Annotated in this window: 22 protein-coding genes and 1 pseudogene; 20 read left to right on the top strand and 3 right to left on the bottom strand. The window is 60.7% G+C overall.

All coding sequences use genetic code 11. The features are described 5' to 3' along the window. Nucleotides 1-94: 94 nt before the first annotated feature. From sdhC to BLV47_RS21645, 12 genes are all read left to right on the top strand, one after another. Nucleotides 95-481, top strand: a complete 387-nt coding sequence (sdhC, locus tag BLV47_RS21700) for a succinate dehydrogenase, cytochrome b556 subunit (RefSeq protein ID WP_015634665.1) — start codon at nt 95-97, stop codon at nt 479-481. Continuing rightward, complete coding sequence (gene sdhD / locus BLV47_RS21695) at nt 475-843, top strand: succinate dehydrogenase, hydrophobic membrane anchor protein (RefSeq protein ID WP_011060049.1); 369 nt, start codon at nt 475-477, stop codon at nt 841-843. The genes sdhC and sdhD overlap by 7 nt, the downstream gene beginning before the upstream one ends. Before the next feature lie 3 nt (nt 844-846). Continuing rightward, complete coding sequence (gene sdhA, locus BLV47_RS21690) at nt 847-2,619, top strand: succinate dehydrogenase flavoprotein subunit (protein ID WP_016968086.1); 1,773 nt, start codon at nt 847-849, stop codon at nt 2,617-2,619. Nucleotides 2,620-2,631: 12 nt separating this feature from the next. Then, on the top strand, nt 2,632-3,336 hold the full coding sequence (locus BLV47_RS21685; RefSeq protein ID WP_022643104.1) for a succinate dehydrogenase iron-sulfur subunit: 705 nt from the start codon (nt 2,632-2,634) through the stop codon (nt 3,334-3,336). 263 nt (nt 3,337-3,599) lie between these two features. Further along, complete coding sequence (locus BLV47_RS21680) at nt 3,600-6,431, top strand: 2-oxoglutarate dehydrogenase E1 component (RefSeq protein ID WP_092316951.1); 2,832 nt, start codon at nt 3,600-3,602, stop codon at nt 6,429-6,431. Nucleotides 6,432-6,473: 42 nt separating this feature from the next. Next, the gene (odhB, locus tag BLV47_RS21675; protein WP_092316948.1) at nt 6,474-7,691 is read left to right on the top strand and encodes a 2-oxoglutarate dehydrogenase complex dihydrolipoyllysine-residue succinyltransferase; all 1,218 of its coding nucleotides are present in this window, start codon (nt 6,474-6,476) and stop codon (nt 7,689-7,691) included. Nucleotides 7,692-7,794: 103 nt separating this feature from the next. Beyond that, entirely contained in the window at nt 7,795-9,231 is a 1,437-nt protein-coding gene (gene lpdA / locus BLV47_RS21670; RefSeq protein WP_092316945.1) for a dihydrolipoyl dehydrogenase, read from the top strand. Between the two features lie 227 nt (nt 9,232-9,458). Then, nucleotides 9,459-10,625, top strand: coding sequence for an ADP-forming succinate--CoA ligase subunit beta (gene sucC / locus BLV47_RS21665; RefSeq protein WP_009047768.1), 1,167 nt, complete (start codon nt 9,459-9,461; stop codon nt 10,623-10,625). After that, entirely contained in the window at nt 10,625-11,506 is an 882-nt protein-coding gene (sucD, locus tag BLV47_RS21660) for a succinate--CoA ligase subunit alpha (protein ID WP_003223019.1), read from the top strand. The genes sucC and sucD overlap by 1 nt, the downstream gene beginning before the upstream one ends. A gap of 445 nt (nt 11,507-11,951) precedes the next feature. After that, nucleotides 11,952-13,265: a branched-chain amino acid transport system II carrier protein gene (gene brnQ / locus BLV47_RS21655; RefSeq protein WP_092316942.1), complete on the top strand. Its 1,314-nt coding sequence runs from the start codon at nt 11,952-11,954 to the stop codon at nt 13,263-13,265. 162 nt (nt 13,266-13,427) lie between these two features. Continuing rightward, nucleotides 13,428-14,165: a DUF599 domain-containing protein gene (locus BLV47_RS21650; protein ID WP_092316939.1), complete on the top strand. Its 738-nt coding sequence runs from the start codon at nt 13,428-13,430 to the stop codon at nt 14,163-14,165. Beyond that, nucleotides 14,165-14,566, top strand: coding sequence for an MAPEG family protein (locus BLV47_RS21645; RefSeq protein WP_092316936.1), 402 nt, complete (start codon nt 14,165-14,167; stop codon nt 14,564-14,566). Before BLV47_RS21650 ends, BLV47_RS21645 begins: the two co-directional genes overlap by 1 nt. 68 nt (nt 14,567-14,634) lie before the next feature. Here BLV47_RS21645 and BLV47_RS21640 read toward each other — a convergent pair whose 3' ends face one another. Further along, nucleotides 14,635-14,886 carry a hypothetical protein gene (locus tag BLV47_RS21640; protein WP_016968094.1) on the bottom strand — a complete coding sequence of 84 codons (252 nt, stop codon included), beginning with the start codon at nt 14,884-14,886 and terminating at the stop codon, nt 14,635-14,637. Nucleotides 14,887-15,044: 158 nt separating this feature from the next. On the opposite strand from BLV47_RS21640, the gene BLV47_RS21635 reads away from it, so the two are divergent. The 4 genes from BLV47_RS21635 to BLV47_RS21620 all read left to right on the top strand — a co-directional run bounded on the left by BLV47_RS21635 (nt 15,045) and on the right by BLV47_RS21620 (nt 18,765). After that, complete coding sequence (locus BLV47_RS21635) at nt 15,045-15,521, top strand: PaaI family thioesterase (protein WP_092316933.1); 477 nt, start codon at nt 15,045-15,047, stop codon at nt 15,519-15,521. Beyond that, nucleotides 15,518-15,970 carry a PaaI family thioesterase gene (locus BLV47_RS21630; RefSeq protein WP_092316930.1) on the top strand — a complete coding sequence of 151 codons (453 nt, stop codon included), beginning with the start codon at nt 15,518-15,520 and terminating at the stop codon, nt 15,968-15,970. The genes BLV47_RS21635 and BLV47_RS21630 overlap by 4 nt, the downstream gene beginning before the upstream one ends. A gap of 90 nt (nt 15,971-16,060) precedes the next feature. Then, complete coding sequence (gene htpG, locus BLV47_RS21625; RefSeq protein ID WP_092317354.1) at nt 16,061-17,965, top strand: molecular chaperone HtpG; 1,905 nt, start codon at nt 16,061-16,063, stop codon at nt 17,963-17,965. A gap of 71 nt (nt 17,966-18,036) precedes the next feature. After that, nucleotides 18,037-18,765 (top strand): dienelactone hydrolase family protein, encoded by a 729-nt coding sequence (locus tag BLV47_RS21620; RefSeq protein ID WP_092316927.1) that lies wholly within the window; start codon nt 18,037-18,039, stop codon nt 18,763-18,765. 67 nt (nt 18,766-18,832) lie between these two features. Here BLV47_RS21620 and BLV47_RS21615 read toward each other — a convergent pair whose 3' ends face one another. Continuing rightward, entirely contained in the window at nt 18,833-19,705 is an 873-nt protein-coding gene (locus tag BLV47_RS21615) for a pirin family protein (RefSeq protein ID WP_092316924.1), read from the bottom strand. Between the two features lie 63 nt (nt 19,706-19,768). Further along, nucleotides 19,769-20,185: an OsmC family protein gene (locus BLV47_RS21610; RefSeq protein ID WP_092316921.1), complete on the bottom strand. Its 417-nt coding sequence runs from the start codon at nt 20,183-20,185 to the stop codon at nt 19,769-19,771. Between the two features lie 336 nt (nt 20,186-20,521). Here BLV47_RS21610 and BLV47_RS37125 point away from each other — a divergent pair. From BLV47_RS37125 to istB, 4 genes and pseudogenes are all read left to right on the top strand, one after another. Continuing rightward, nucleotides 20,522-21,292 (top strand): annotated as a pseudogene (locus tag BLV47_RS37125) (MCP four helix bundle domain-containing protein); the annotation flags it as partial. Further along, nucleotides 21,284-21,970, top strand: coding sequence for a methyl-accepting chemotaxis protein (locus tag BLV47_RS37120; protein WP_425272181.1), 687 nt, complete (start codon nt 21,284-21,286; stop codon nt 21,968-21,970). The pseudogene BLV47_RS37125 and the gene BLV47_RS37120, both read left to right, overlap by 9 nt. A gap of 157 nt (nt 21,971-22,127) precedes the next feature. Beyond that, the gene (gene istA / locus BLV47_RS21600) at nt 22,128-23,813 is read left to right on the top strand and encodes an IS21 family transposase (protein ID WP_062838241.1); all 1,686 of its coding nucleotides are present in this window, start codon (nt 22,128-22,130) and stop codon (nt 23,811-23,813) included. Beyond that, a complete protein-coding gene (gene istB / locus BLV47_RS21595; protein ID WP_062838242.1) occupies nt 23,701-24,450 on the top strand; it encodes an IS21-like element IS1474 family helper ATPase IstB in 750 nt (249 codons plus the stop codon). The genes istA and istB overlap by 113 nt, the downstream gene beginning before the upstream one ends. Nucleotides 24,451-24,476 lie beyond the last annotated feature (26 nt).

Here is a 24,476-nt window from a genome sequence, read left to right as displayed (position 1 = left end):
GCCCGCTTTATTGGGGGTCGCACTCCCTGGGTAGTGGTTACCTGACCAGTGCACTCCCCAACAACTTTGCCCTGATTGTTAGGGGCTCTTCAGTGTGAAAAAAGCCGTGAATAGCCAACGACCTGTAAACCTAGACCTAAGGACCATCAAACTCCCCATCACCGGCGTTACGTCGTTTCTTCACCGTGTTTCCGGCATCATCCTCTTCCTGGGCATCGGCATCATGCTTTATGCATTGAGCAAATCCCTGGGTTCCGAGGAAGGCTATGCCGAGGTGAAGGCGTGCTTGACCAGTCCGCTGGCCAAATTCGTTGCATGGGGCCTCCTGTCCGCCTTGCTGTATCACTTGGTGGCCGGTGTACGCCATCTGATCATGGACATGGGCATCGGTGAGACGCTGGAAGGCGGCAAGCTGGGCTCGAAAATCGTTATCGCCGTATCCGTGGTGGTAATCGTTCTGGCGGGAGTTTGGATATGGTAACCAGCGTTACGAACCTGTCGCGTTCGGGCCTTTATGACTGGATGGCACAGCGTGTGTCTGCGGTCGTTCTCGCGGCTTATTTCATTTTCCTGATCGGATACCTCGTAGCGAATCCGGGCATTGACTACACCCAGTGGCATGGCCTGTTCGCAAACAACTGGATGCGTATCTTCAGTCTGCTGGCCATGGTGGCCCTGGGCGCTCACGCCTGGGTCGGCATGTGGACCATCTCGACTGACTACCTGACGCCGATGGCGCTGGGCAAGTCGGCGACAGCAGTGCGTTTCCTTTTCCAGGCAGTATGCGGCGTCGCGATGTTCGCTTACTTCGTCTGGGGTGTGCAGATTCTCTGGGGTATCTGATTCATGGCTAACATTCCAACCATTTCTTTCGACGCCATCATCATTGGCGGCGGCGGCGCCGGCATGCGTGCCGCACTGCAGCTGGCCCAGGGTGGCCACAAGACTGCCGTGATCACCAAGGTGTTCCCGACCCGTTCGCACACTGTGTCTGCCCAGGGCGGCATCACCTGTGCGATCGCCTCGGCGGACCCGAACGATGACTGGCGCTGGCACATGTACGATACCGTCAAGGGTTCCGACTACATCGGTGACCAGGACGCTATCGAATACATGTGTCAGGAAGGCCCGGCTGCGGTCTTCGAACTGGACCACATGGGTCTGCCGTTCTCCCGGACCGAAACCGGTCGTATCTACCAGCGTCCTTTCGGCGGTCAGTCCAAGGACTACGGCAAGGGCGGCCAGGCGGCTCGTACCTGCGCTGCTTCCGACCGTACCGGTCACGCGCTGCTGCACACCCTTTATCAGGGCAACCTGAAAGCCGGTACCACCTTCCTCAACGAGTGGTACGCAGTCGATCTGGTGAAGAACCAGGATGGCGCCTTTGTCGGCGTGATCGCTATCTGCATCGAAACCGGCGAAACCACCTATATCCGCTCCAAGGCCACCGTCCTGGCTACCGGCGGTGCAGGTCGTATCTACGCTTCCACCACCAACGCCCTGATCAACACCGGTGACGGTGTCGGCATGGCGCTGCGTGCCGGCGTTCCGGTGCAAGACATCGAAATGTGGCAGTTCCACCCCACCGGCATTGCCGGCGCCGGTGTGCTGGTCACCGAAGGTTGCCGCGGTGAAGGTGGTTACCTGATCAACAAGCACGGCGAGCGTTTCATGGAGCGTTATGCTCCGAACGCCAAAGACCTGGCTGGCCGCGACGTTGTAGCGCGTTCCATGGTCAAGGAAATCATCGCCGGCAACGGCTGTGGCCCGAATGGCGACCACGTGATGCTCAAGCTCGATCACCTGGGCGAAGAAGTGCTGCACAGCCGTCTGCCTGGTATCTGCGAGCTGTCCAAGACCTTCGCCCACGTTGATCCGGTGGTTGCTCCGGTGCCAGTGGTTCCAACCTGCCACTACATGATGGGCGGCGTTGCCACCAACATTCATGGTCAGGCGATCACTCAGAACGCTGCTGGCGAAGACACCATCATCCCTGGCCTGTTCGCAGTGGGTGAAGTGGCTTGCGTATCGGTACACGGTGCCAACCGTCTGGGCGGCAACTCGCTGCTGGACCTGGTGGTTTTCGGTCGTGCGGCCGGCCTGCACCTGGAAAAAGCGCTGACCGACGGTATCGAATACCGCGATGCCAGCGACACCGACGTCGACGTGGCCCTGAACCGTCTGGCCAAGCTCAACGAGCGCACCACCGGTGAAGACGTTGCAACCCTGCGTCGCGAGCTGCAGAGCTGCATGCAGAACTACTTCGGTGTATTCCGTACTGGCGAATACATGCAGAAGGGTATCGCCCAGCTGGCCGATCTGCGCGAGCGTATCGCCAACGTCAAGATCAACGACAAGTCTCAGGCTTTCAACACTGCACGTATCGAAGCACTTGAGCTGCAGAACCTGCTGGAAGTGGCTGAAGCCACCGCCATCGCTGCCGAAGTGCGCAAAGAGTCCCGCGGCGCTCACGCCCGTGAAGACTTTGAAGACCGTGACGACGAAAACTGGCTGTGCCACACCCTGTACTTCCCGGGTGAGAAGCGCGTTGCCAAGCGTGCGGTCAACTTCTCGCCGAAGACTGTTCCGACTTTTGAACCAAAAGTCCGGACTTACTAAAGGGTGATCGATATGTTGCAAGTTGAAGTTTATCGTTACAACCCAGACACCGACTCGGCTCCGAAAACCCAGGTTTTCCAAGTCGACACCGGTGGCAAGGACCTGATGGTGCTGGACGTGCTGGCGCTGATCAAAGAGCAGGACGAGGGTTTCTCCTACCGTCGTTCCTGCCGTGAAGGCGTTTGCGGTTCCGATGGCATGAACATCAACGGCAAGAACGGCCTGGCGTGCATCACGCCGCTGTCTGCCGTGGTCAAGAAGAACAAGCTGGTCATTCGTCCTCTGCCAGGTTTGCCGGTTATCCGTGACCTGGTTGTCGATATGAGCATCTTCTACAAGCAATACGAGAAGGTGAAACCATTCCTGCAGAACGATACGCCGGCTCCGGCCATCGAGCGTCTGCAGTCCCCGGAAGAGCGCGAGAAGCTCGACGGTCTGTACGAGTGCATCCTGTGCGCTTGCTGCTCGACCTCTTGCCCGTCCTTCTGGTGGAACCCGGACAAGTTCCTGGGTCCAGCTGCACTGCTGCAAGCCTACCGCTTCCTGGCAGACAGCCGTGACACCAAGACGTCCGAGCGTCTGGCTTCCCTGGATGACCCGTTCAGCGTATTCCGCTGCCGGGGGATCATGAACTGCGTCAACGTATGTCCCAAAGGCCTGAACCCGACTAAGGCCATCGGTCACATTCGTAACATGCTGCTGCAGAGCGGCGTGTGATTCAGCTGTTGTACCCGTAGGACCGCTGTACCCGTAAAAGCCAAGGCGCGGGCTTCAACCCGCGTCATGGCTCTAACCTGAGCAGCAGCTCACAAAGTGGCTGCTCTTATTTTTGAAGAAATGAGACAAGCAGGGGCATCCGGGCTGGTACCCGGACTATCAGCGTGATCCTAAGTGGCTTGTTTTGGTCGCTGCATTCGGACTTCTGCAAGCTTGCTCGGTGTCTTCGCCGATGGTGTTCCCCTAACCGAGGGTGACCAAGCATGCAAGAAAGCGTGATGCAGCGCATGTGGAACAGCGCCTACCTATCCGGTAGTAACGCTGCCTATGTGGAAGAGCTCTACGAGCTCTACCTGCACGACCCTAACGCTGTGCCAGAAGAGTGGCGCACTTACTTTCAGAAGTTGCCTGCCGACGGCAGCACTGCCATCGATGTTTCGCACTCGACAATCCGCGATCATTTCGTCTTGCTGGCAAAGAACCAGCGCCGCGCCCAACCGGTATCCGCCGGCAGCGTGAGCAGTGAGCACGAGAAGAAGCAAGTTGAAGTGCTGCGATTGATCCAGGCCTATCGGATGCGTGGCCACCAGGCAGCCCAGCTCGACCCGCTGGGACTGTGGCAGCGTCCTGCACCTGCAGACCTGTCGATCAATCATTACGGCTTGACCAATGCCGATCTTGATACGACCTTCCGTGCCGGCGACCTGTTCATCGGCAAAGAGGAAGCGAGCCTACGCGAAATTCACGAAGCGTTGCAGCAGACATATTGCCGCACCATCGGCGCTGAATTCACGCACATCACCGATTCCGAGCAGCGCCAGTGGTTCCAGCAGCGTCTGGAAAGCGTGCGCGGTCGTCCGACCTATTCCGCCGACATCAAGAGCCACTTGCTCGAGCGCGTCACCGCTGGTGAAGGCCTGGAAAAATACCTGGGTACCAAATACCCGGGCACCAAGCGTTTCGGTCTGGAAGGCGGCGAGAGCCTGATTCCGATGCTCGACGAGTTGATCCAGCGTTCCGGTTCCTACGGCACCAAGGAAGTCGTGATCGGCATGGCCCACCGTGGTCGCCTCAACGTGCTGGTCAACACCTTCGGCAAGAACCCGCGCGAGCTGTTCGACGAGTTCGAAGGCAAGAAGAAGGTCGAGCTGGGTTCCGGTGACGTTAAATACCACCAGGGCTTCTCGTCCAACGTCATGACCACAGGTGGCGAAGTCCACCTGGCCATGGCGTTCAACCCGTCCCACCTGGAAATCGTTTCTCCAGTGGTCGAAGGTTCGGTGCGCGCCCGTCAGGATCGTCGCAACGACCAGACCGGTGACAAGGTTCTGCCGATTTCGATCCACGGTGACGCGGCATTCGCCGGTCAGGGCGTGGTGATGGAAACCTTCCAGATGTCCCAGACCCGCGGTTTCCGTACCGGCGGCACTGTGCACATCGTGATCAACAACCAGGTTGGTTTCACCATCAGCAACCCGCTGGACTCGCGTTCCACCGAGTACGCCACCGACGTTGCGAAGATGATCCAGGCGCCGATCCTCCATGTGAATGGTGACGATCCGGAAGCCGTGTTGTTCGTGACCCAGCTGGCCATCGACTACCGCATGCAGTACAAGCGCGACGTGGTGATCGACCTGGTCTGCTACCGCCGTCGCGGCCACAACGAGGCCGACGAGCCAAGCGGCACCCAGCCACTGATGTATCAGCAGATCACCAAGCAGCGCACCACTCGCGAGCTGTATGCCGATCGCCTGATCCAGAGCGGTGTCCTTGATGCAGAGCGTGTTCAGGCGAAGGTCGATGAGTACCGCAATGCCCTGGACAACGGTCTGCACGTAGTGAAGAGCCTGGTCAAGGAACCGAACAAAGAGCTGTTCGTGGACTGGCGCCCGTATTTGGGCCACACCTGGACCGCGCGTCACGACACCACCTTCGATCTCAAGACCCTGCAGGAACTGTCCGCCAAGCTGCTGGAATTGCCAGAAGGCTTCGTGGTTCAGCGTCAGGTCGCGAAGATCTACGAAGACCGTCAGAAGATGCAAGCCGGCGGCCTGCCGATCAACTGGGGTTACGCTGAAACCATGGCGTACGCGACCCTGGCATTCGAAGGTCACCCGATCCGCATGACCGGCCAGGACATCGGCCGCGGCACCTTCTCGCACCGCCACGCTGTTCTGCACAACCAGAAAGATGCCAGCACTTACGTGCCGCTCAAGCATCTGTTCGAAGGCCAGCCGCGCTTTGATCTGTATGACTCGTTCCTGTCGGAAGAGGCAGTACTGGCATTCGAATACGGCTACTCGACCACCACGCCGAACGCGCTGGTGATCTGGGAAGCCCAGTTCGGCGACTTCGCCAACGGTGCGCAAGTGGTGATCGACCAGTTCATCACCAGCGGTGAGCACAAGTGGGGCCGTCTCTGCGGTCTGACCATGCTGCTGCCTCACGGTTACGAAGGTCAGGGCCCTGAGCACTCCTCGGCGCGCCTGGAGCGTTACCTGCAGCTGTGCGCCGAGCACAACATTCAGGTGTGCATGCCGACCACGCCAGCACAGATCTACCACTTGCTGCGTCGCCAGGTGATCCGCCCTCTGCGCAAGCCGCTGGTGGTACTGACTCCGAAGTCGCTGCTGCGTCACAAGCTGGCCATCTCGACTCTGGAAGATCTGGCCGAAGGTTCGTTCCAGACCGTTATTCCGGAAATCGACGCACTGGACCCGAAAAAGGTCGAGCGCCTGATTCTGTGCAGCGGCAAGGTCTACTACGACCTGTTGGAAAAACGCCGTGCCGAAGGTCGTGAAGACATCGCCATCGTGCGCATCGAGCAGTTGTACCCGTTCCCTGAGGACGACCTGAACGAAGTCCTGGCTCCGTACACCAACCTCAAGCACGTGGTCTGGTGTCAGGAAGAGCCGATGAACCAGGGCGCCTGGTACTGCAGCCAGCACCACATGCGTCGCATCGTGGGCAATCACGACAAGTCGCTCGTACTCGAGTACGCCGGCCGTGACGCCTCTGCTGCGCCTGCTTGTGGCTACGCGTCGATGCACGCCGAGCAGCAGGAAAAACTGCTGCAAGATGCCTTCACTGTTTAACGCCTTCGCGCACCTGAAACCGAATTTAAGGAACCACAGATAATGGCTATCGAGATCAAAGCCCCCACTTTCCCGGAATCGGTTGCCGATGGCACCGTTGCCACCTGGCACAAGCAACCGGGCGAAGCCGTCAAGCGCGACGAGCTGATCGTCGACATCGAGACCGACAAGGTTGTGCTGGAAGTCCTGGCTACCGCTGACGGCGTGCTGGGCGCTATCGTCAAGAACGAAGGCGACACCGTTCTGTCCGACGAAGTTCTGGGCTCTATCGTTGAAGGCGGCGCCGCTGCCGCTGCTCCTGCTGCTGCCGCTGCTCCGGCCGCTGCTGCCCCGGCTGCCGCCGATGGCGAAGACGATCCAATCGCCGCTCCTGCCGCGCGCAAGCTGGCTGAAGAAAATGGCATCAACATCGCTTCCGTTGCCGGTACTGGCAAAGGTGGTCGTGTGACCAAGGAAGACGTAGTGGCTGCCATTGCTGCCAAGAAAGCCGCTCCGGCTGCCGCGCCAGCCAAGGCCCCGGCTCCGGCCGCTGCTGCTCCGGTGTTCGCTGCCGGCGACCGTGTCGAGAAGCGCGTACCTATGACCCGTCTGCGGGCCAAGGTTGCCGAGCGTCTGGTTGAAGCCCAGTCGAACATGGCCATGCTGACCACCTTCAACGAAGTCGACATGACTGAAGTCATGGCTCTGCGTTCGAAGTACAAGGACCTGTTCGAGAAGTCCCACAACGGCGTACGCCTGGGCTTCATGTCGTTCTTCGTCAAGGCTGCCACCGAAGCGCTGAAGCGTTTCCCTGCGGTCAACGCCTCGATCGACGGTTCCGACATCGTCTACCACGGCTACGCCGACATCGGTGTCGCGGTATCCAGCGACCGTGGCCTGGTGGTTCCGGTTCTGCGTAACGCCGAGCTGATGAGCCTGGCCGAAATCGAAGGCGGCATCGCCACCTTCGGCAAGAAGGCCCGCGACGGCAAGCTGTCGATGGAAGAGATGACCGGTGGTACTTTCACCATCACCAACGGTGGTACCTTCGGCTCGATGATGTCGACCCCGATCGTCAACCCACCGCAAGCCGCTATCCTGGGCATGCACAACATCCTGCAACGTCCTATGGCGATCAACGGTCAGGTAGTAATCCGTCCGATGATGTACCTGGCGCTGTCCTACGATCACCGTCTGATCGACGGTAAAGAAGCCGTGACGTTCCTGGTGACCATCAAGAACCTGCTGGAAGACCCGGCGCGTCTGCTCCTGGACATCTAAAAAGCAGCTGCGAGCTGCAAGCGAAAAGCTCCAAGCCCCCAGGGCTAGGGGCTTCAAGCTTGCAGCTTGCGGCTTCTAGCTTGCCGCTAAAAGGAACCTTTTTATGACTCAGAAATTCGACGTAGTAGTGATTGGCGCGGGCCCAGGCGGTTATGTAGCTGCGATTAAGGCTGCACAGCTGGGCTTCACCACCGCTTGCATCGAGAAGTACACCGACAAAGAGGGCAAGCTGGCCCTCGGCGGTACTTGCCTGAACGTCGGTTGCATTCCTTCCAAGGCGCTGCTGGACAGCTCCTGGAAATTCCACGAAGCCCAGGATGGTTTCGCCATCCACGGCATCAGCCACGCTGGCGTGACCATGGACGTACCGGCCATGGTCGGTCGCAAGGCCAACATCGTCAAAGGCCTGACCAGCGGTGTTGCCACCCTGTTCAAGGCCAACGGCGTCACTTCGATCCAGGGCCACGGCAAACTGCTGGCCGGCAAGAAAGTCGAAGTCACCAAGCCTGACGGTTCGGTTGAAGTGATCGAAGCCGAAAACGTGATCCTGGCTCCAGGTTCGCGTCCGATCGATATTCCACCGGCTCCGGTTGATCAGAATGTCATCGTCGACTCCACCGGCGCCCTGGAATTCCAATCCGTACCAAAACGCCTGGGCGTGATCGGCGCTGGCGTCATCGGTCTGGAGCTGGGTTCGGTCTGGTCGCGTCTGGGCGCGCAAGTGACTGTCCTCGAAGCACTGGACACCTTCTTGATGGCAGCTGACACCGCTGTTTCCAAGGAAGCGCTGAAAACCCTGACCAAGCAAGGTCTGGACATCAAGCTGGGCGCTCGCGTGACCGGCTCCAAGGTCAATGGCGAAGAAGTCGTGGTGACCTACACCGACGCCAACGGCGAGCAGACCATCACTTTCGACAAGCTGATCGTTGCCGTTGGTCGCCGTCCGGTGACCACTGATCTGTTGGCTGCCGATTGCGGCGTGACCCTCGACGAGCGCGGTTTCGTGCACGTTGACGATCACTGCGCCACCACCGTGCCGGGCGTTTACGCCATCGGCGACGTGGTCCGCGGCATGATGCTGGCTCACAAGGCTTCGGAAGAGGGCATCATGGTCGTCGAGCGCATCAAGGGCCACAAAGCCCAGATGAACTATGACCTGATCCCATCGGTTATTTATACTCACCCGGAAATTGCATGGGTTGGCAAAACCGAGCAGGCCTTGAAAGCTGAAGGCGTTGAAGTTAACGTCGGCACCTTCCCGTTTGCCGCCAGCGGCCGTGCCATGGCAGCCAACGACACCGGCGGTTTCGTCAAGGTCATCGCCGATGCCAAGACTGATCGCGTATTGGGCGTCCACGTGATTGGCCCAAGCGCTGCGGAACTGGTTCAGCAAGGTGCAATCGGCATGGAATTCGGCACCAGCGCCGAAGACCTGGGCATGATGGTCTTCTCCCATCCGACCCTGTCCGAAGCCCTGCACGAAGCAGCACTGGCAGTGAATGGCGGTGCCATTCACATCGCCAACCGCAAGAAGCGTTAAGACAATAAGAAACCACGGCGGATTGCCCGTCGTGAGCCTTGCGAGCAAGACTCACCGCGGAATCTCCGCTGGACTCGACCTCTTGAGGTAGCGCCACACGCTGGACCCGGGCCCAGGCTCGGGATTCAGGTGTGGCGCTGGTTCGAGAGTAGCGGTCACAGGTGGTGCGGCACTCAATCTTGAGCGCAGCGCCGAATGCGCAGTACCTAACGAAGACGGTAAAAAGCATGAATCTTCACGAGTATCAGGGTAAGCAGCTGTTCGCTGAATACGGCCTGCCAGTATCCAAAGGCTACGCGGTAGACACCCCGGAAGAAGCAGCAGAAGCTTGCGACAAAATCGGCGGCTCCGAGTGGGTTGTCAAAGCCCAGGTTCACGCCGGTGGTCGCGGTAAAGCGGGCGGCGTTAAGCTGGTTCGCAGCAAAGAAGACGCTAAGGCATTCGCTCAGCAGTGGTTGGGCAAGCGTCTGGTGACCTATCAGACTGACGCCAATGGCCAGCCTGTCACCAAGATCCTGGTTGAATCGTGCACTGATATCGCTAAAGAGCTGTACCTGGGCGCTGTCGTTGACCGTTCGAGCCGTCGCATCGTGTTCATGGCTTCCACCGAAGGTGGCGTGGACATCGAGAAGATCGCTCACGACACTCCAGAAAAAATTCTCAAAGCCACTATCGATCCACTGGTTGGCGCTCAGCCATTCCAGGGCCGCGAGCTGGCTTTCCAACTGGGTCTGGAAGGCAAGCAAGTTGCCCAGTTCGCCAAGATCTTCGTAGGTCTGGCCAAACTGTTCCAGGATCACGATCTGGCCCTGCTGGAAGTGAACCCGCTGGTGATCAAGGCTGACGGCGATCTGCACTGCCTGGACGCCAAGATCAACATCGACGCCAACGCCATGTACCGTCAGCCTAAGCTGAAGACTTTCCACGATCCGTCGCAGGACGATCCGCGCGAAGCGCACGCTGCCAAGTTCGAACTGAACTACGTAGCCCTGGAAGGCAACATCGGCTGCATGGTCAACGGTGCCGGCCTGGCCATGGGCACCATGGACATCGTCAACCTGCACGGCGGCAAGCCAGCCAACTTCCTCGACGTAGGTGGTGGTGCTACCAAAGAGCGCGTGACCGAAGCCTTCAAGATCATCCTGTCCGACACCAACGTCGCTGCAGTACTGGTCAACATCTTCGGCGGCATCGTTCGCTGCGACATGATTGCCGAAGGCATCATCGGCGCCGTGAAAGAAGTCGGCGTGAAAATCCCGGTTGTTGTTCGCCTTGAAGGCAACAACGCTGAACTGGGCGCTAAAGTACTGGCAGAAAGCGGCTTGAACATCATCGCTGCTACCAGCCTGACCGACGCTGCTCAACAAGTTGTCAAAGCTGCGGAGGGCAAATAATGAGCGTCCTGATCAATAAAGACACCAAAGTTATCTGCCAGGGCATTACCGGTTCGCAAGGTAGTTTCCACACCCAGCAAGCCATCGAATACGGCACCAAGATGGTTGGCGGCGTAACTCCAGGCAAAGGCGGCACCGAGCACCTGGGCCTGCCAGTGTTCAACACCGTGAAAGACGCTGTAGCTGCCACTGGCGCCACCGCCAGCGTGATCTACGTTCCAGCTCCTTTCTGCAAGGACTCGATCCTGGAAGCAGCTTTCGGCGGCATCAAGCTGATCGTCTGCATCACCGAAGGCATTCCAACCCTGGACATGCTGGACGCCAAGGTTAAGTGCGACGAGCTGGGCGTGACCCTGATCGGCCCTAACTGCCCAGGCGTGATCACTCCAGGCGAATGCAAGATCGGCATCATGCCAGGTCACATTCACTTGCCAGGCAAGGTCGGTATCGTTTCCCGTTCCGGCACCCTGACTTACGAAGCCGTTAAGCAGACCACTGACGCCGGTTTCGGCCAGTCCACCTGCGTCGGCATCGGTGGTGACCCGATCCCGGGCTCCAACTTCATCGACATCCTGAAGCTGTTCCAGGAAGACCCGAAGACCGAAGCGATCGTGATGATCGGCGAGATCGGCGGTTCGGCTGAAGAAGAAGCGGCTGCCTACATCAAGGCTCACGTGACCAAGCCGGTTGTTTCCTACATCGCTGGTGTGACTGCTCCTCCGGGCAAGCGCATGGGCCATGCTGGCGCAATCATCTCTGGCGGCAAAGGCACTGCAGACGAGAAATTCGCTGCTCTGCAAGACGCAGGCGTAAAAACCGTGCGTTCGCTGGCAGACATCGGCAAGGCCCTGGCCGAGCTGACCGGTTGGGCGGTCAAGTAAGCTTCGCGCTTAGCTTGTAGCTCTTCCAGCAAAGGCCACCTTCGGGTGGCCTTTGTGCTTTCTGGCGCAGGAGCCGGTTTGCCGGCGAGGGGGCCTGAGCCGCGTGTGGTTCTTGTCGCGGTTTTCGCTGGCGAGCCAGCTCCTACACGAGCCAGCTCCAACATGAGTCGGCGCCTGGGCGAACGAGGCTCTGTGCAGGGGGATTCATTCCGGTGGAAAAATAGTTTCAAAAAGGCGACATCCCGATGTCGCATATCAGAAAATTCTCATTGTGCCGGTGCGTTCGTCTTACAGATTCGGTAGGCTAGCCGCCTCTTTATGCGTCTGCTACCCACAAGGTATCGGCGCGCTAAACGGGTCAGTCTTATACGGACTGACAGCATTTCCCTCACCCATAAGGGAAATCCCTCTCTAAATTCCGATTCAGTAGTGTGGTATTTCCTTAATGAAAGTGTTGAAAGGCCAGGACATTCTGGCGCTCGGCTTCATGACTTTTGCCCTGTTCGTCGGGGCTGGCAACATCATTTTCCCACCCATCGTCGGCTTGCAGTCCGGACCCCATGTCTGGATGGCGGCGCTGGGCTTCCTGATCACTGCGGTGGGCCTGCCGGTGATCACCGTGGTCGCCCTGGCCAAGGTCGGTGGCGCCATGGATGCGTTGAGCAGCCCCATCGGTAAAGTCGCTGGCGGTCTGCTGGCGGCTGTCTGCTACCTGGCGGTTGGCCCGCTGTTCGCCACGCCGCGCACGGCCACTGTGTCCTTTGAAGTGGGTCTGGCGCCACTGACTGGTGAAAGCCCGCTGGCACTGTTCCTCTACAGTTCGGCGTATTTCCTGTTGGTGTTCTTCATCTCCTTGTATCCAGGCCGCCTGCTGGATACCGTTGGCCGTTTCCTGGCGCCGCTGAAGATCATCGCCCTGGCGGTGCTGGGGATCGCAGCTTGCGCCCTGCCGGCCGGTAGCGTTGGCGAGGCGACGCCCGAGTATGTCGCCGCGCCATTCTCCCAGGGGTTCATCAATGGTTACCTGACCATGGATACCTTGGGCGCCCTGGTGTTCGGCATCGTCATCGTCAATGCCATTCGCTCGCGCGGTGTCGAGTCGCCTCGACTGATCACCCGCTATGCGGTGATCGCCGGCCTGATCGCCGGGGTTGGCCTGGCGCTGGTGTACGTCAGTCTGTTCCGCCTCGGTTCGGGCAGCCATGAAGTGGCAGCCGGCGCCACCAACGGCGCAGCGGTACTGCATGCCTACGTGCAGCACACCTTCGGCTCCCTGGGCAGCGGTTTCCTCGCGGTGCTGATCTCCCTGGCTTGCCTGGTGACCGCCGTGGGCCTGACTTGCGCCTGTGCCGAGTACTTCAGCCGCGTAACCCCTTTGTCCTACAAGACTCTGGTTGTGATCCTCGCGGTTTTCTCGCTGTTGGTATCGAACCTTGGCCTGACCAAGCTCATCGCCTTCTCGATTCCGGTACTGACCGCCATCTACCCGCCTTGCATTGCCCTGGTGGCCCTGAGCTTCTGCAAGGAGTTCTGGCAGGACCAGCGCCGCATCGTCGGTCCGGTGATGCTGGTGTCCTTTGTCTTCGGCCTGATCGATGCGCTTAAAGGCGCGGGCCTGGCCGATGGCCTGCCGAGCCAGCTGTCTCATCTGCCGTTGAGTGAGCAAGGCCTGGCCTGGCTGGTGCCTTCGGTGATCATCCTGGCGGTCGCCGTGATCTTCGACCGTATCCTGGGCAAGCCGGCCGAAGCGCTGGCTTGACCTGTCGGCAAGGGCTCGGGGTCGCCACAAGCGGCTCATGAGCATCCAGAACAATGCCCCGTATCGATCGATACGGGGCATTTTTTATGGGGCTCGGGCAGTGCCTTTTTCCTCGGCGTGGCGTCGAAGCTGTGTCCTCTGCCACGCCCTACAGGAATTTGCATGTCGTTCGTCCAAGCCAACCTGATCCATTTACTGGCCGCCTTGTGGTTCGTCATCTGCTGGGGCGGCTATACCCGTTATGCCACCTGGAAGGGGCGGGACACCGCCTGCCTGGCCAGTGTCCTGCACCTGTATCGCGAAGACTGGATGCGCCGCATGCTGTTGCGTGACAACCGCATCGCCGACGCCAGCGTGATCGGCAACCTGGAACGCAACGCTTCGTTCTTCGCCTCCAGCACCCTGATCATCCTGGCGGGCATTCTTACCGTGCTCGGCGCATCGGAACGCGCGGTGTCGCTGCTGGCGGACATTCCCATGGTCCAGCAGGCGTCCCAGGGCATGTCGGAGATCAAGCTGCTGTGCCTGGCGCTGGTGTTCGTCTACGCCTTCTTCACCTTCAGCTGGTGCATGCGCCAGTACAACTTCGCCGCCATTCTGGTGGGCTCGGCGCCGATGATCGGTGAGCGCCAGGTGTCCGAGCAGGAGCGCAAGGCTTTCGCTTCCCGGGCGGCACGGGTGATTTCCATGGCTGCCAACCAGTTCAACTTCGGCCTGCGCTCCTATTACTTCGGCATGAGCATGCTGGCCTGGTTTGTCAGCCCCTGGTTGTTCATGGTGATGAGCGCGGGGGTGGTGCTGGTGCTTTATCGTCGCGAGTTCCATTCCGACGTACTGGATGTGATGGTCTATACCCCTACGGAGGCGCCATTGCCCGAGACAAACAAGGAGATAGGCTGATGAGTATTGCGTTCTGGTGCGTGTTTATCAGCGCATTGCTGATTTTCATTGCGCGCATTCCGGTGGCCAAGGCCATGAAAGAGCAGGGCGGTTACAACAACCATCTGCCGCGTCAGCAACAGGCCCAGCTGACCGGGCGGGGCGCGCGGGCCCTGGCGGCGCATCAGAACAGTTTCGAGGCCTTCATGCTGTTTGCGGTCGGGGTGCTGATGGCACATGTCACCCAGACCCAAGGCTGGTTGATCGACGTCCTGGCCATCACCTTTGTGATTGCCCGGGTCTTCTATCTGGTGTGCTATCTGGCGGACCTGACCTGGCAGCGAAGTCTGCTCTGGGCAGTGGGACTCTTGTGTTCCTTGTTGTTGATGCTTAGTCCAACTTTTCGCTGGTTGCTGATGTAGTCATTTCTTCCACAAACAATAAAGCCCGCACTTGGCGGGCTTTATTCATATCTTGCGCTAAAACCGAATTAGTTGGTTTTAGGGGCTGCTTCCTTGGCGCTTTCTTCGGCTGCGGCCTTGTTGGATTCAGCCTGGTCTTTGGCAGCTTCGGCGTTTTCCTTGGCAGCTTCGTTCACTTTATCCTGGGCTTCGTTCATTTTTTGTTGAGCTTGCTCAGCGTGTTGGTTTGCATCTTGAGCTTTGTCCTCGGATTTCTTGTCACAGGCAGCCAGACCGAGGGAAGCGGTCAGCATCAGGGCAATAGCTAAAGTCTTACGCATGGGGTGTTTCTCCTTAGTGAAGATATCTACTGGCCTTTCGATCGTGGTCTTGTGATTTAAGTTCCTTGGGGGTCCTAGATATATTAAGTATTTGTTCTACGGAACTTTTATCGTCCTGGCCAACCGCTGATTCCTGACACTAACAATAGAGATAACCCATGGCGCAGAATCCTGTTTTCGAGCGTGCGATGCGCTTTCTTTCCGCCTTGCGACACTGCCAGGTGCTGGGCATCAGCGTGCATAGCGCATCACCGGAGGGCATGACCCTGACCTTGCCCTACAGCCCGCAGATCGTCGGCGATCCCCACACTGGAATCATCCACGGTGGCGCCCTGACCACCCTCATGGATACGGCTTGTGGCATGGCCACGCTGTGCGTGCTGCCGGAGTTCGAGGTCTGTCCGACCCTGGACCTGCGTATCGACTACATGCACCCGGCGGTGCCTCATCACGACGTGCATGGTTTTGCCCAGTGCTACCGGGTCACTACCGATGTGATCTTTACCCGCGGTTTTGCCTATCAGGACGATCCGCAGCGCCCGGTGGCCCATGTGGTCGGGACTTTCATGCGCATGGGCAAGGGCCTCAAGGGCACCCCGGGGTTTGCCACGGCCCTCAAGGGAGCACGTCCATGAGCGAAGATCTCAAGCTGTTGCTGGAGCAGGCTCACCAACAGGGCGACTACGGTCCCTTGCTGCAGAAGATTCCCTACGCCGCCCTGATCGGCATCGAATGCTCGCGGCTGGGGGACGAGTTGTTGTTTCGCTTGCCGGCCAACAAGGACAACATCGGCAATCCCCTGCTGCCGGCGCTGCACGGCGGTGTGATCGCCGGTTTCATGGAATTGGCGGCGGCTGTGCATCTGTTGATCTTTACCGGCTCTCCCGGGGTGCCGAAGATCATCGATTTTTCCCTGGACTACCTGCGTGCCGGGCAGTTTCGCGACACCTTCGCCCGCTGCCAGGTCTGGCGTCAGGGGCGGCGCGTGGCCAACGTGGCGATCACCGCCTGGCAGAGCACCGCCGATGAGCCGATTGCCACCGCCCGTGCACATTTCAAGATCGAAGAGACACCCACCCCTTGAAATCCGGCGAGCTACCCCCACTTCCATGTCATCCCGCCGCTCTCCGCTTCCGGAGCGCGACCACAGCCATCTGATTGGAGTTTGATGACCATGAGTGTGGAAACTCAAAAGGAAACCCTGGGCTTCCAGACCGAGGTGAAGCAACTGCTGCACCTCATGATCCATTCGTTGTATTCCAATAAGGAAATCTTCCTTCGCGAATTGATCTCGAACGCCTCTGACGCCGTCGACAAATTGCGTTTCGAAGCCCTGTCCAAGCCCGAGTTGCTGGAAGGTGGCGCCGAACTGAAAATCCGTGTGAGCTTCGACAAGGACGCCAAGACCGTCACCCTCGAAGACAACGGTATCGGCATGAGCCGTGAAGATGTCATCACCCACCTGGGGACCATCGCCAAGTCCGGCACCGCCGACTTCATGAAAAACCTCACCGGCGACCAGAAGAAGGACTCGCACCTGATCGGTCAGTTCGGCGTGGGCTTCTACTCCGCATTCATCGTTGCCGACCAGGTCGAAGTGTTCAGCCGCCGTGCCGGCTTGCCGGCCAGTGAGGGCGTGCACTGGTCGTCCAAGGGCGAAGGCGAGTTCGAGGTGGCGACCATCGACAAGGCCGAACGCGGCACCCGCATTGTCCTGCACCTGAAGTCCGGTGAAGACGAGTTCGCCGATGGCTGGCGCCTGCGCAACATCATCAAGAAGTACTCCGACCACATCGCCCTGCCGATCGAGCTGCCGAAAGAGGCCGCTGCCGCCGAAGGCGAAGAGAAACCGGCGTTGGAATGGGAAACCGTCAACCGCGCCAGTGCCCTGTGGACCCGTCCGCGTACCGAGATCAAGGACGAGGAATACCAGGAGTTCTACAAGCACATCGCCCATGACTTCGAGAACCCGCTGAGCTGGAGCCACAACAAGGTTGAAGGCAAGCTGGAATACAGCTCGCTGCTCTACGTGCCGGCTCGTGCGCCGTTCGACCTGTACCAGCGTGAAGCGCCGAAGGGCCTCAAGCTCTACGTGCAGCGCGTGTTCGTCATGGATCAGGCTGAATCCTTCCTGCCGCTGTACCTGCGCTTCATCAAGGGCGTGGTGGACTCCAACGACCTGTCGCTGAACGTCTCGCGGGAAATCCTGCAGAAAGACCCGATCATCGATTCGATGAAGTCGGCGCTGACCAAGCGCGTGCTGGACATGCTGGAAAAACTGGCGAAGAACGAGCCTGAGCAATACAAGGGCTTCTGGAAGAACTTTGGCCAGGTGATGAAGGAAGGCCCGGCCGAAGACTTCGCCAACAAGGAAAAGATCGCCGGCCTGCTGCGCTTCGCTTCCACCCAAGGCGACGACGGCGAGCAGACCGTGTCCCTGGCCGACTACCTGGCTCGCGCCAAGGAAGGTCAGGACAAGATCTACTTCCTCACCGGCGAATCCTACGCCCAGGTGAAGAACAGCCCGCACCTGGAAGTCTTCCGCAAGAAAGGCATCGAAGTGCTGCTGCTCACCGACCGCATCGACGAGTGGCTGATGAGCTACCTCAACGAGTTCGACGGCAAGAGCTTTGTCGACGTGGCGCGTGGCGACCTGGACCTGGGCAACCTGGACTCGGAAGAGGACAAGAAGGCCGCCGAGGAAGTCGCCAAGACCAAGGAAGGCCTGGTTGAGCGGATCAAGACCGCTCTGGGCGAGAGCGTCAGCGAAGTGCGGGTTTCCCACCGCCTGACCGACTCCCCGGCGATCCTGGCCATCGGCGAGCAGGACCTGGGGCTGCAAATGCGTCAGATCCTCGAAGCCAGTGGGCAGAAGGTTCCGGATTCCAAGCCGATCTTCGAATTCAACCCGACTCACCCGCTGATCGAGAAACTCGACGGCGAGCAGAGCGAAGAGCGCTTTGGCGACCTGTCGCACATCCTCTTCGATCAAGCGGCCCTGGCGGCCGGCGACAGCTTGAAAGACCCGGCGGCCTATGTGCGCCGACTGAACAAGCTGCTGGTCGAGCTGTCGGTTTAACCACAAAGCAAGAAAAACCCGCTTCGGCGGGTTTTTTCATTCTGGTATCCCCCTGCTGGAGAAGATGAGTCATGAGTCAAATCACAGTGCGTTCCGTGGTCTATCAGATCGATGGCCAGCCCTATGAAGGGCGTCTGGCCTTCGATGCCGCCCATAAAGGGGCCCGTCCAGGGCTGCTGATGGCGCCGAACTGGATGGGTGTCAGCGCCGGAGCGGAAAAGATCGCCGAGGCGGTGGCGGCCAAGGGCTATGTGGTGTTGGTCGCCGACCTGTATGGCCAGTCGGTGCGCCCCAGCGACGCCGATCAGGCCGGCGCGGCAATGATGCCGCTCAAGGATGACCGGGCGCTGTTGCGCAAGCGCATGCAGGCGGCCTTCAGCGCCCTGCAGAGCCAGACCGAGGCCGCGGTGGACCTCTCCAGGCTGGCCACCTTCGGTTTCTGCTTTGGCGGCTGCTGCGCGCTGGAGCTGGCCCGCAGTGGGGCGCCAGTCAAGGCCGCGGCGTCCTTCCATGGCACCCTGGATACGCCCGATCCCGCGGATGCGCAGAACATCAAGGGCTCGGTGCTGGTGCTGCACGGTGCGGCCGATCCGATGGTGGCCAAGGAACAACTGCCGGCCTTTGAAGCGGAGATGAATGCGGCTGGCGTTGACTGGCAACTGGTCAGTTATGGCGGCGTGGTGCATTCCTTCACCGATCCCCAGGCCAATGTCCCGGGCAAGATGATGTATGACGCCAAGACCTCGGCCCGAGCCTTCGCCACCTTCCATTACCTGCTGGACGAAGTGTTCCAGGGCTGAGTAGGAGCCGGCTTGCCGGCGAAGATGGTCTGCGGGCCTGTTCGCCGACAAGCCGGCTCCTGCCGGATCAGCGGCGGGAGCCGGGCAGTTCGATGCGCTCGCTTTCTCCCGGCACTTGCGGCCAGTCCCCGGCTGCCCAGCGTCTGCGTGCTGCATCGATCAACAGCGGGTCGCTGGCGACAAAGTTCCAGTTGACCCGTCGCGGCCCGTCCAGAGGCGCACCGCCAAGCAGTACCGCATGGCAGTCGCTCTCGGCGAACAGCGTGGCGTTTTCTCCCTCCGGCAATACCACCAGCGAGTGCAGGGGCAATGGCTCGCCGTCCAGCTGTGCCTCGCCGTCCAGCACATACAGCGCGCGTTGCTGATGCTCGGTGGGAATCAACAGGCTGGTGGCGGTCTGCAGGTGCAGTTCGGCATACAGGGTCGGGGAGAGCACTGGCACCGGCGACTCCAGGCAGAAGCCGCTGCCGGCGATCATGCGGATCGTGACCCCGAGGTTGTCACTCACCGGCAGTGTGGCCGCGGGGTGATGGCTGTAGTGCCCGGGCCCCTGCTCATGTTCCTTGGGCGAGGCCAGCCAGACCTGCAACCCATGCAGGGTGAAAGCCTGGCTCAGCTGGGCCTCGGGCGTGCGCTCGACGTGAGCGATGGCACTGCCTGCGGTCATCCAGCTGACGTCCCCGGCCAGGACGATCTGGTCCGAGCCGAGGCTGTCCTTGTGGCGGATCTGTCCTGCGAACAGGTAGGTCAGCGTGGACAGGCCGATATGCGGGTGTTGGCGGATGTTCATGCCTTTGCCGGCAGGGTAGGAGGTGCTCAGCATGTGGTCGAAGAATACGAAGGGGCCGACGCTGCGGCACTGCGCCGAAGGCAGGGGGCGGAGGATAGGCTGGCCTTCGACGTCCTCGACGCGAGGGCGGATCACTAGGGGCGAATTCATGGCGGATTCCAGGCTGCTCGGGGGGATGCCCGCAAGCATAACCCCCGGCTGCCAGCCTTGCCGCTACTGGCTGAAGGCGCCTTCGGACAGGTGCGTCTCGATGCTGACTTCACTGCTGGTCATCAGCTTGTGGATCGGGCAGCGATCGGCTACCCGGTGCAGCTCTTCACGCTGGGCGTCGGTGAGCACGCCCTTGAGGGTCAGCTTCACGTGCAGGGCGTATTTGCCTTGCTGTTCCTGACTGTTGTCGTGCTTGAGCTCCACCGTGACGCCGGTGAGCGGGATGCTTTTCTTCTGTGCGTAGAGCTTGAGGGTCAGGGCCTTGCAGGCCCCCAGGGCGGTATCGAAATAATCGTGGGGCTCGGGCGCGGTGCCTTCGCCGCCGGCGTACCGGGGCAGGTCGGTGAACAGCTGATGGTCGTCGACCTGGATGCTGTGGCGGAAACCTTCGCTGGACTCGGTATTGACGGTAATGGTCATGGCAAACCTCAGGCAGTGATGAATGTCGGATCGGCTGGTAAAGGTGCTGAAGTTATAGAGCATTGGCCAGCGCAGGCGTTCACGTTTTTGCTTGTGGTAGTTGCTGGCCCGGCGTTGCGTCGATGAATGTGCAAGCTGCGGTTTTGCGCTACCAGATACGCTGCTTGATTGGAAAATACCGATTTTCTGTGAGCTGAATCGTTTTACTTTCAGGTATCGAAGTCATAGGGCGTTTTGATATCACGTTTTTGTCTTACGCAAATTTCCGCCGGCCCGATACCGTCTAAGAGCACCCTGCTGCAAGCTTTTGCAGCGCTCTAGGAAGGAGCCAAAGGAATGAGTCTCAGAAGCCTCAACATTGCCCCCCGCGCCAGCCTGGGTTTTGGCTTGCTGGCGCTGATGGTGTTTGTCCTCGGCGCATTTGCCCTGATGCAGATGGCCAACATGCGCCAGCAGTCCGATGAAGTGGAGAGCAACTGGTTGCCCAGCGTCATGTCGGTGGGCGACATGAGCCAGGACCTGCTGCGTCTTCGCGCCCTGACCCTGCGTCTGCTGATCAATCGCGACCCCCAGGCCCTGGCCCAGAACGAAGCCAAGATCAATGACATCAAGAGTGGCCTGGGCGTTGCTCAGGGGCGCTATGAGTCGCTGATCGTGCTGCCCCAGGAGCGGGTCTTGTTCGATCGCTTCAAGGACGTGGAGAAGCAGTACCTGCAGCGGCAGGCCCAGGTCATGGCCTTCTCCAGCCAGAATCAGCTGGAGCAGGCGGTCAAGGTGGTCAACGGCGAAATGAACCAGTTGGCCGATGAAATGGCCGCGACACTGCATGACCTGATCGACTTGAACAAGCAAAGTGCGACCCAGGCCACGGATCTGGCCCAGGCCGTATTCAGCAAATCGCGAGTCTGGGTGGTGGGGATGATCGTGGTCGCGGCCCTGGTGACCATTGGCCTGGCCTTGTTGTTGACCCGCAGCATCGTCCTGCCCCTGGCGCAGTCCTTGCGCGTGGCCGAGGTGGTGGCCGGCGGCGACCTGACCGGGGACATCACGGTGATCGGCAAGGACGAGCCGGCGCGCCTGTTGCTGGCGCTCAAGGCCATGCAGCACAGCTTGCGCGAGACGATCCGGCGCATTTCCGACTCCTCCAGCCAACTTGCCTCGGCTTCCGAGGAACTCAGTTGCGTCACCGAGGATGCGACCCGGGGCCTGCACCAGCAGAGCCAGGAGATCGAGCAGGCAGCCACGGCAGTGAATCAGATGACCGCCGCGGTGGAGGAGGTGGCGAGCAACGCGGTGGCCACTTCCGAAGCGTCCCGCGAATCAGATCGAATCGCCCAGCACGGGCGTGAACAGGTGCATCAGACTGTGCTGTCCATCGAGTCGCTGGCCGAGGATGTGACAGCCAATGCCAGTCAGGTGGAACAGCTGGCGCAGAAGGTCTACGGCATCAGCAAGGTGCTGGAGGTGATTCGCGCCATCGCCGAGCAGACCAACCTGTTGGCCCTGAACGCGGCCATCGAGGCGGCGCGGGCCGGGGATGCCGGGCGCGGCTTTGCGGTGGTGGCCGATGAAGTGCGGGCCCTGGCCCATCGGACTCAGCAATCGACCCAGGAAATCGAGCAGATGATCGGCGGTATCCAGCAGGGCACCGATCAGGCGGTCAGCTCCATGCAGCACAGCAACAGCCGCGCCCGCTCGACCCTGGAAGTGGCCAAGGTGCGGATTTCGGAGCACCGTGACCGGCCGTTTCGGTTGATCGTGACCGGTCATTTCGCTAACGCGTGACCGCTCATTTCGGTAGCAACGTGACCGATTTTCCGCCTGTTCCGAAACAGGTGGTCACGGCTTACCGAAATCGCCGGTCACGACTTAGCGAAAGCCTTCCCCTTCGTTGCGCATGACCTGATGCGCCGCCATCCTCGACCGATTTCGGGAGAGGAAGATGGCGGCGCCGCGAGTAGCCATGCGAAACATCAAAGAATGTCTGCGCCTCAAGTTTGAGGCCGGCTTGTCCCACGAGAAGATTGCCCGTGCCTTGCAGCTGTCCAAGGGCGTGGTTAGCAAGTACATCGCGGCGGCGCGGGTGGCCGGGCTGGACTGGCCGGCGCTGGTGGCCATGGACGAGGCCGCGCTGGCGGCCGCCTTGTTTGCACCGACGTCGACGAACAAGCCGCGCGGTGAGCGAGTGCTGCCCGATGTGCTGAGCATCCACCGCGAGTTGCGACGCAAGGGCGTGACCTTGCAGCTGCTGTGGGAGGAATATCTCGCCGCGCATGCGGGCCAGCCGACCTACCGCTACACCCAGTTCGTCGAGCACTACCGGCGCTACGCCCAGACGCTCAAACGTTCGATGCGTCAGCTGCACCGTGCGGGCGAGAAGCTATTCATCGACTATGCCGGGCCGACGCTGCCGGTGGTCGACCCGGCCACCGGCGAAGTGCGCCGGGCGCACATCTTCGTCGCCGCCCTGGGCGCCTCGAATTACACCTATGCCTGCGCGACGCCAGGCGAAACCCAGGTGGACTGGCTGACCTCGCTGGGCCAGGCTCTGACCTACTTTGGCGGCGTGCCGGAAATGGTTGTGCCGGACAATCCGCGCGCCCTGGTCGCCCAGCCGGATCGCTACGAGCCGGGCCTGAACCGGGCCACGCTGGAGTGCGCGCGTCATTACCAGACGGTGATCCTGCCGGCACGGCCACGCAAGCCTCAGGACAAGGCCAAGGCCGAGGTGGCGGTGCAGGTGGTCGAGCGCTGGATCATGGCGCGGCTGCGCCATCGGCAGTTCTTCAGCCTGCATGCGCTTAACCAGGCCATCGCCGAGCTGCTGGAGGATCTGAATCGGCGCCCGTTCAAGCGGCTCGATGGCTGCCGGCGCGACTGGTTCGAGCGCCTGGATCGCCCGGCCTTGCGAGCGCTGCCGGTGCATCCCTACGAGGTCGCCACCTTCAAGCGCTGCAAGGTCAGCATCGACTACCACATCGAGGTCAATGGCAGCTTCTACAGCGTGCCCTCCGCCCTGGCCCGGCAGAACGTGGACGTGCGACTGACGGCACACACCCTGGAAGTGCTGCATGGCAACCGGCGGGTGGCCAGCCACCTGCTGCTGGGGCGACGCGGCGCTTACAGTACCCAGCGCGAGCACATGCCCGCGGCGCACCAGGCGCATCGCGAATGGACGCCACAACGCCTGCTCGACTGGGGCGCGCGGATCGGCCCCTACACGCGCCAACTGATCGATCACCAACTGACCCACAAGCCGCACCCGGAGATGGGCTACCGCGCCTGCCTCGGCCTGCTCTCGCTGGCCCGGCGCTATGGCAATGCACGCCTGGAAGCCGCTGCCGAACGTGCCGTACACCTGCGCGCCTTCACCGGGCGCAGCGTGCGCAACCTGCTCCAGCAAGGCCTGGATCAACAGCCGCTGCCCCAGCGTGCCGCCGAAACGACCTTACCCGGCGACCACGAGAACGTCCGTGGCGCCGACTACTACCAACCCCCGCAACAGGAGCTGTTCGATGATGCCGCAACACACCCTGAATCAACTGCACCAGCTACGCCTGGACGGCATGGCCCGCGCCCTGGAAGAGCAATGGACGCTGCCGGCCAGCCACAGCCTGAGCTTCGATGAACGCCTCGGCCTACTGCTCGACCGCGAACTGGCCTGGCGTGACAACCAGCGCCTGGTACGGCTGCGCAAGAAGGCCAAGCTCAAGTACGCCAACGCCTGCCTGGAAGATCTCGACCGCCGCACCGGACGCGCCCTGGACGAGCGTCTGATCGCCACCCTGGCCAGTGGCGACTGGATCCGCCAGCAGCACAACCTGCTGCTGACCGGCCCGACCGGTGCCGGCAAAACCTGGCTGGCCTGCGCCCTGGGCAACCAGGCCTGCCGCCAGGGCTATAGCACCCTGTACCTGCGCACCCCGCGCCTGCTGGAACAACTGCGCATCGCTCATGGCGACGGCAGCTTCGGCCGTACCCTGCAACAGCTGGCAAAGGTCGACGTCCTGGTGCTGGACGACTGGGCGCTAGCCCCGCTGGAGGAAGGAGCCCGGCATGACCTGCTGGAGGTGATCGACGACCGCGCTGGCAGCCGCTCCACCATCCTGACGAGCCAACTGCCCATCGAGCACTGGCACGGCTGGATCAACGACCCGACCCTGGCCGATGCCATCCTCGACCGCCTGGTGCACAACGCCTACCGACTGACGATGAAAGGCGAGTCGCTGCGCCGAAAAAAAGCCGAGGAACAAGCCGCATCGTGACCGATGCGATTACAATCCAGAACCCG

The sequence above is a fragment of the Pseudomonas saponiphila genome (genome assembly GCF_900105185.1).
In the GTDB taxonomy this organism is placed as follows: Bacteria; Pseudomonadota; Gammaproteobacteria; order Pseudomonadales; family Pseudomonadaceae; genus Aquipseudomonas; species Aquipseudomonas saponiphila.
Note: the sequence above shows the minus strand (reverse complement) of the source record. Positions and strands in the feature narration are given on the sequence as shown.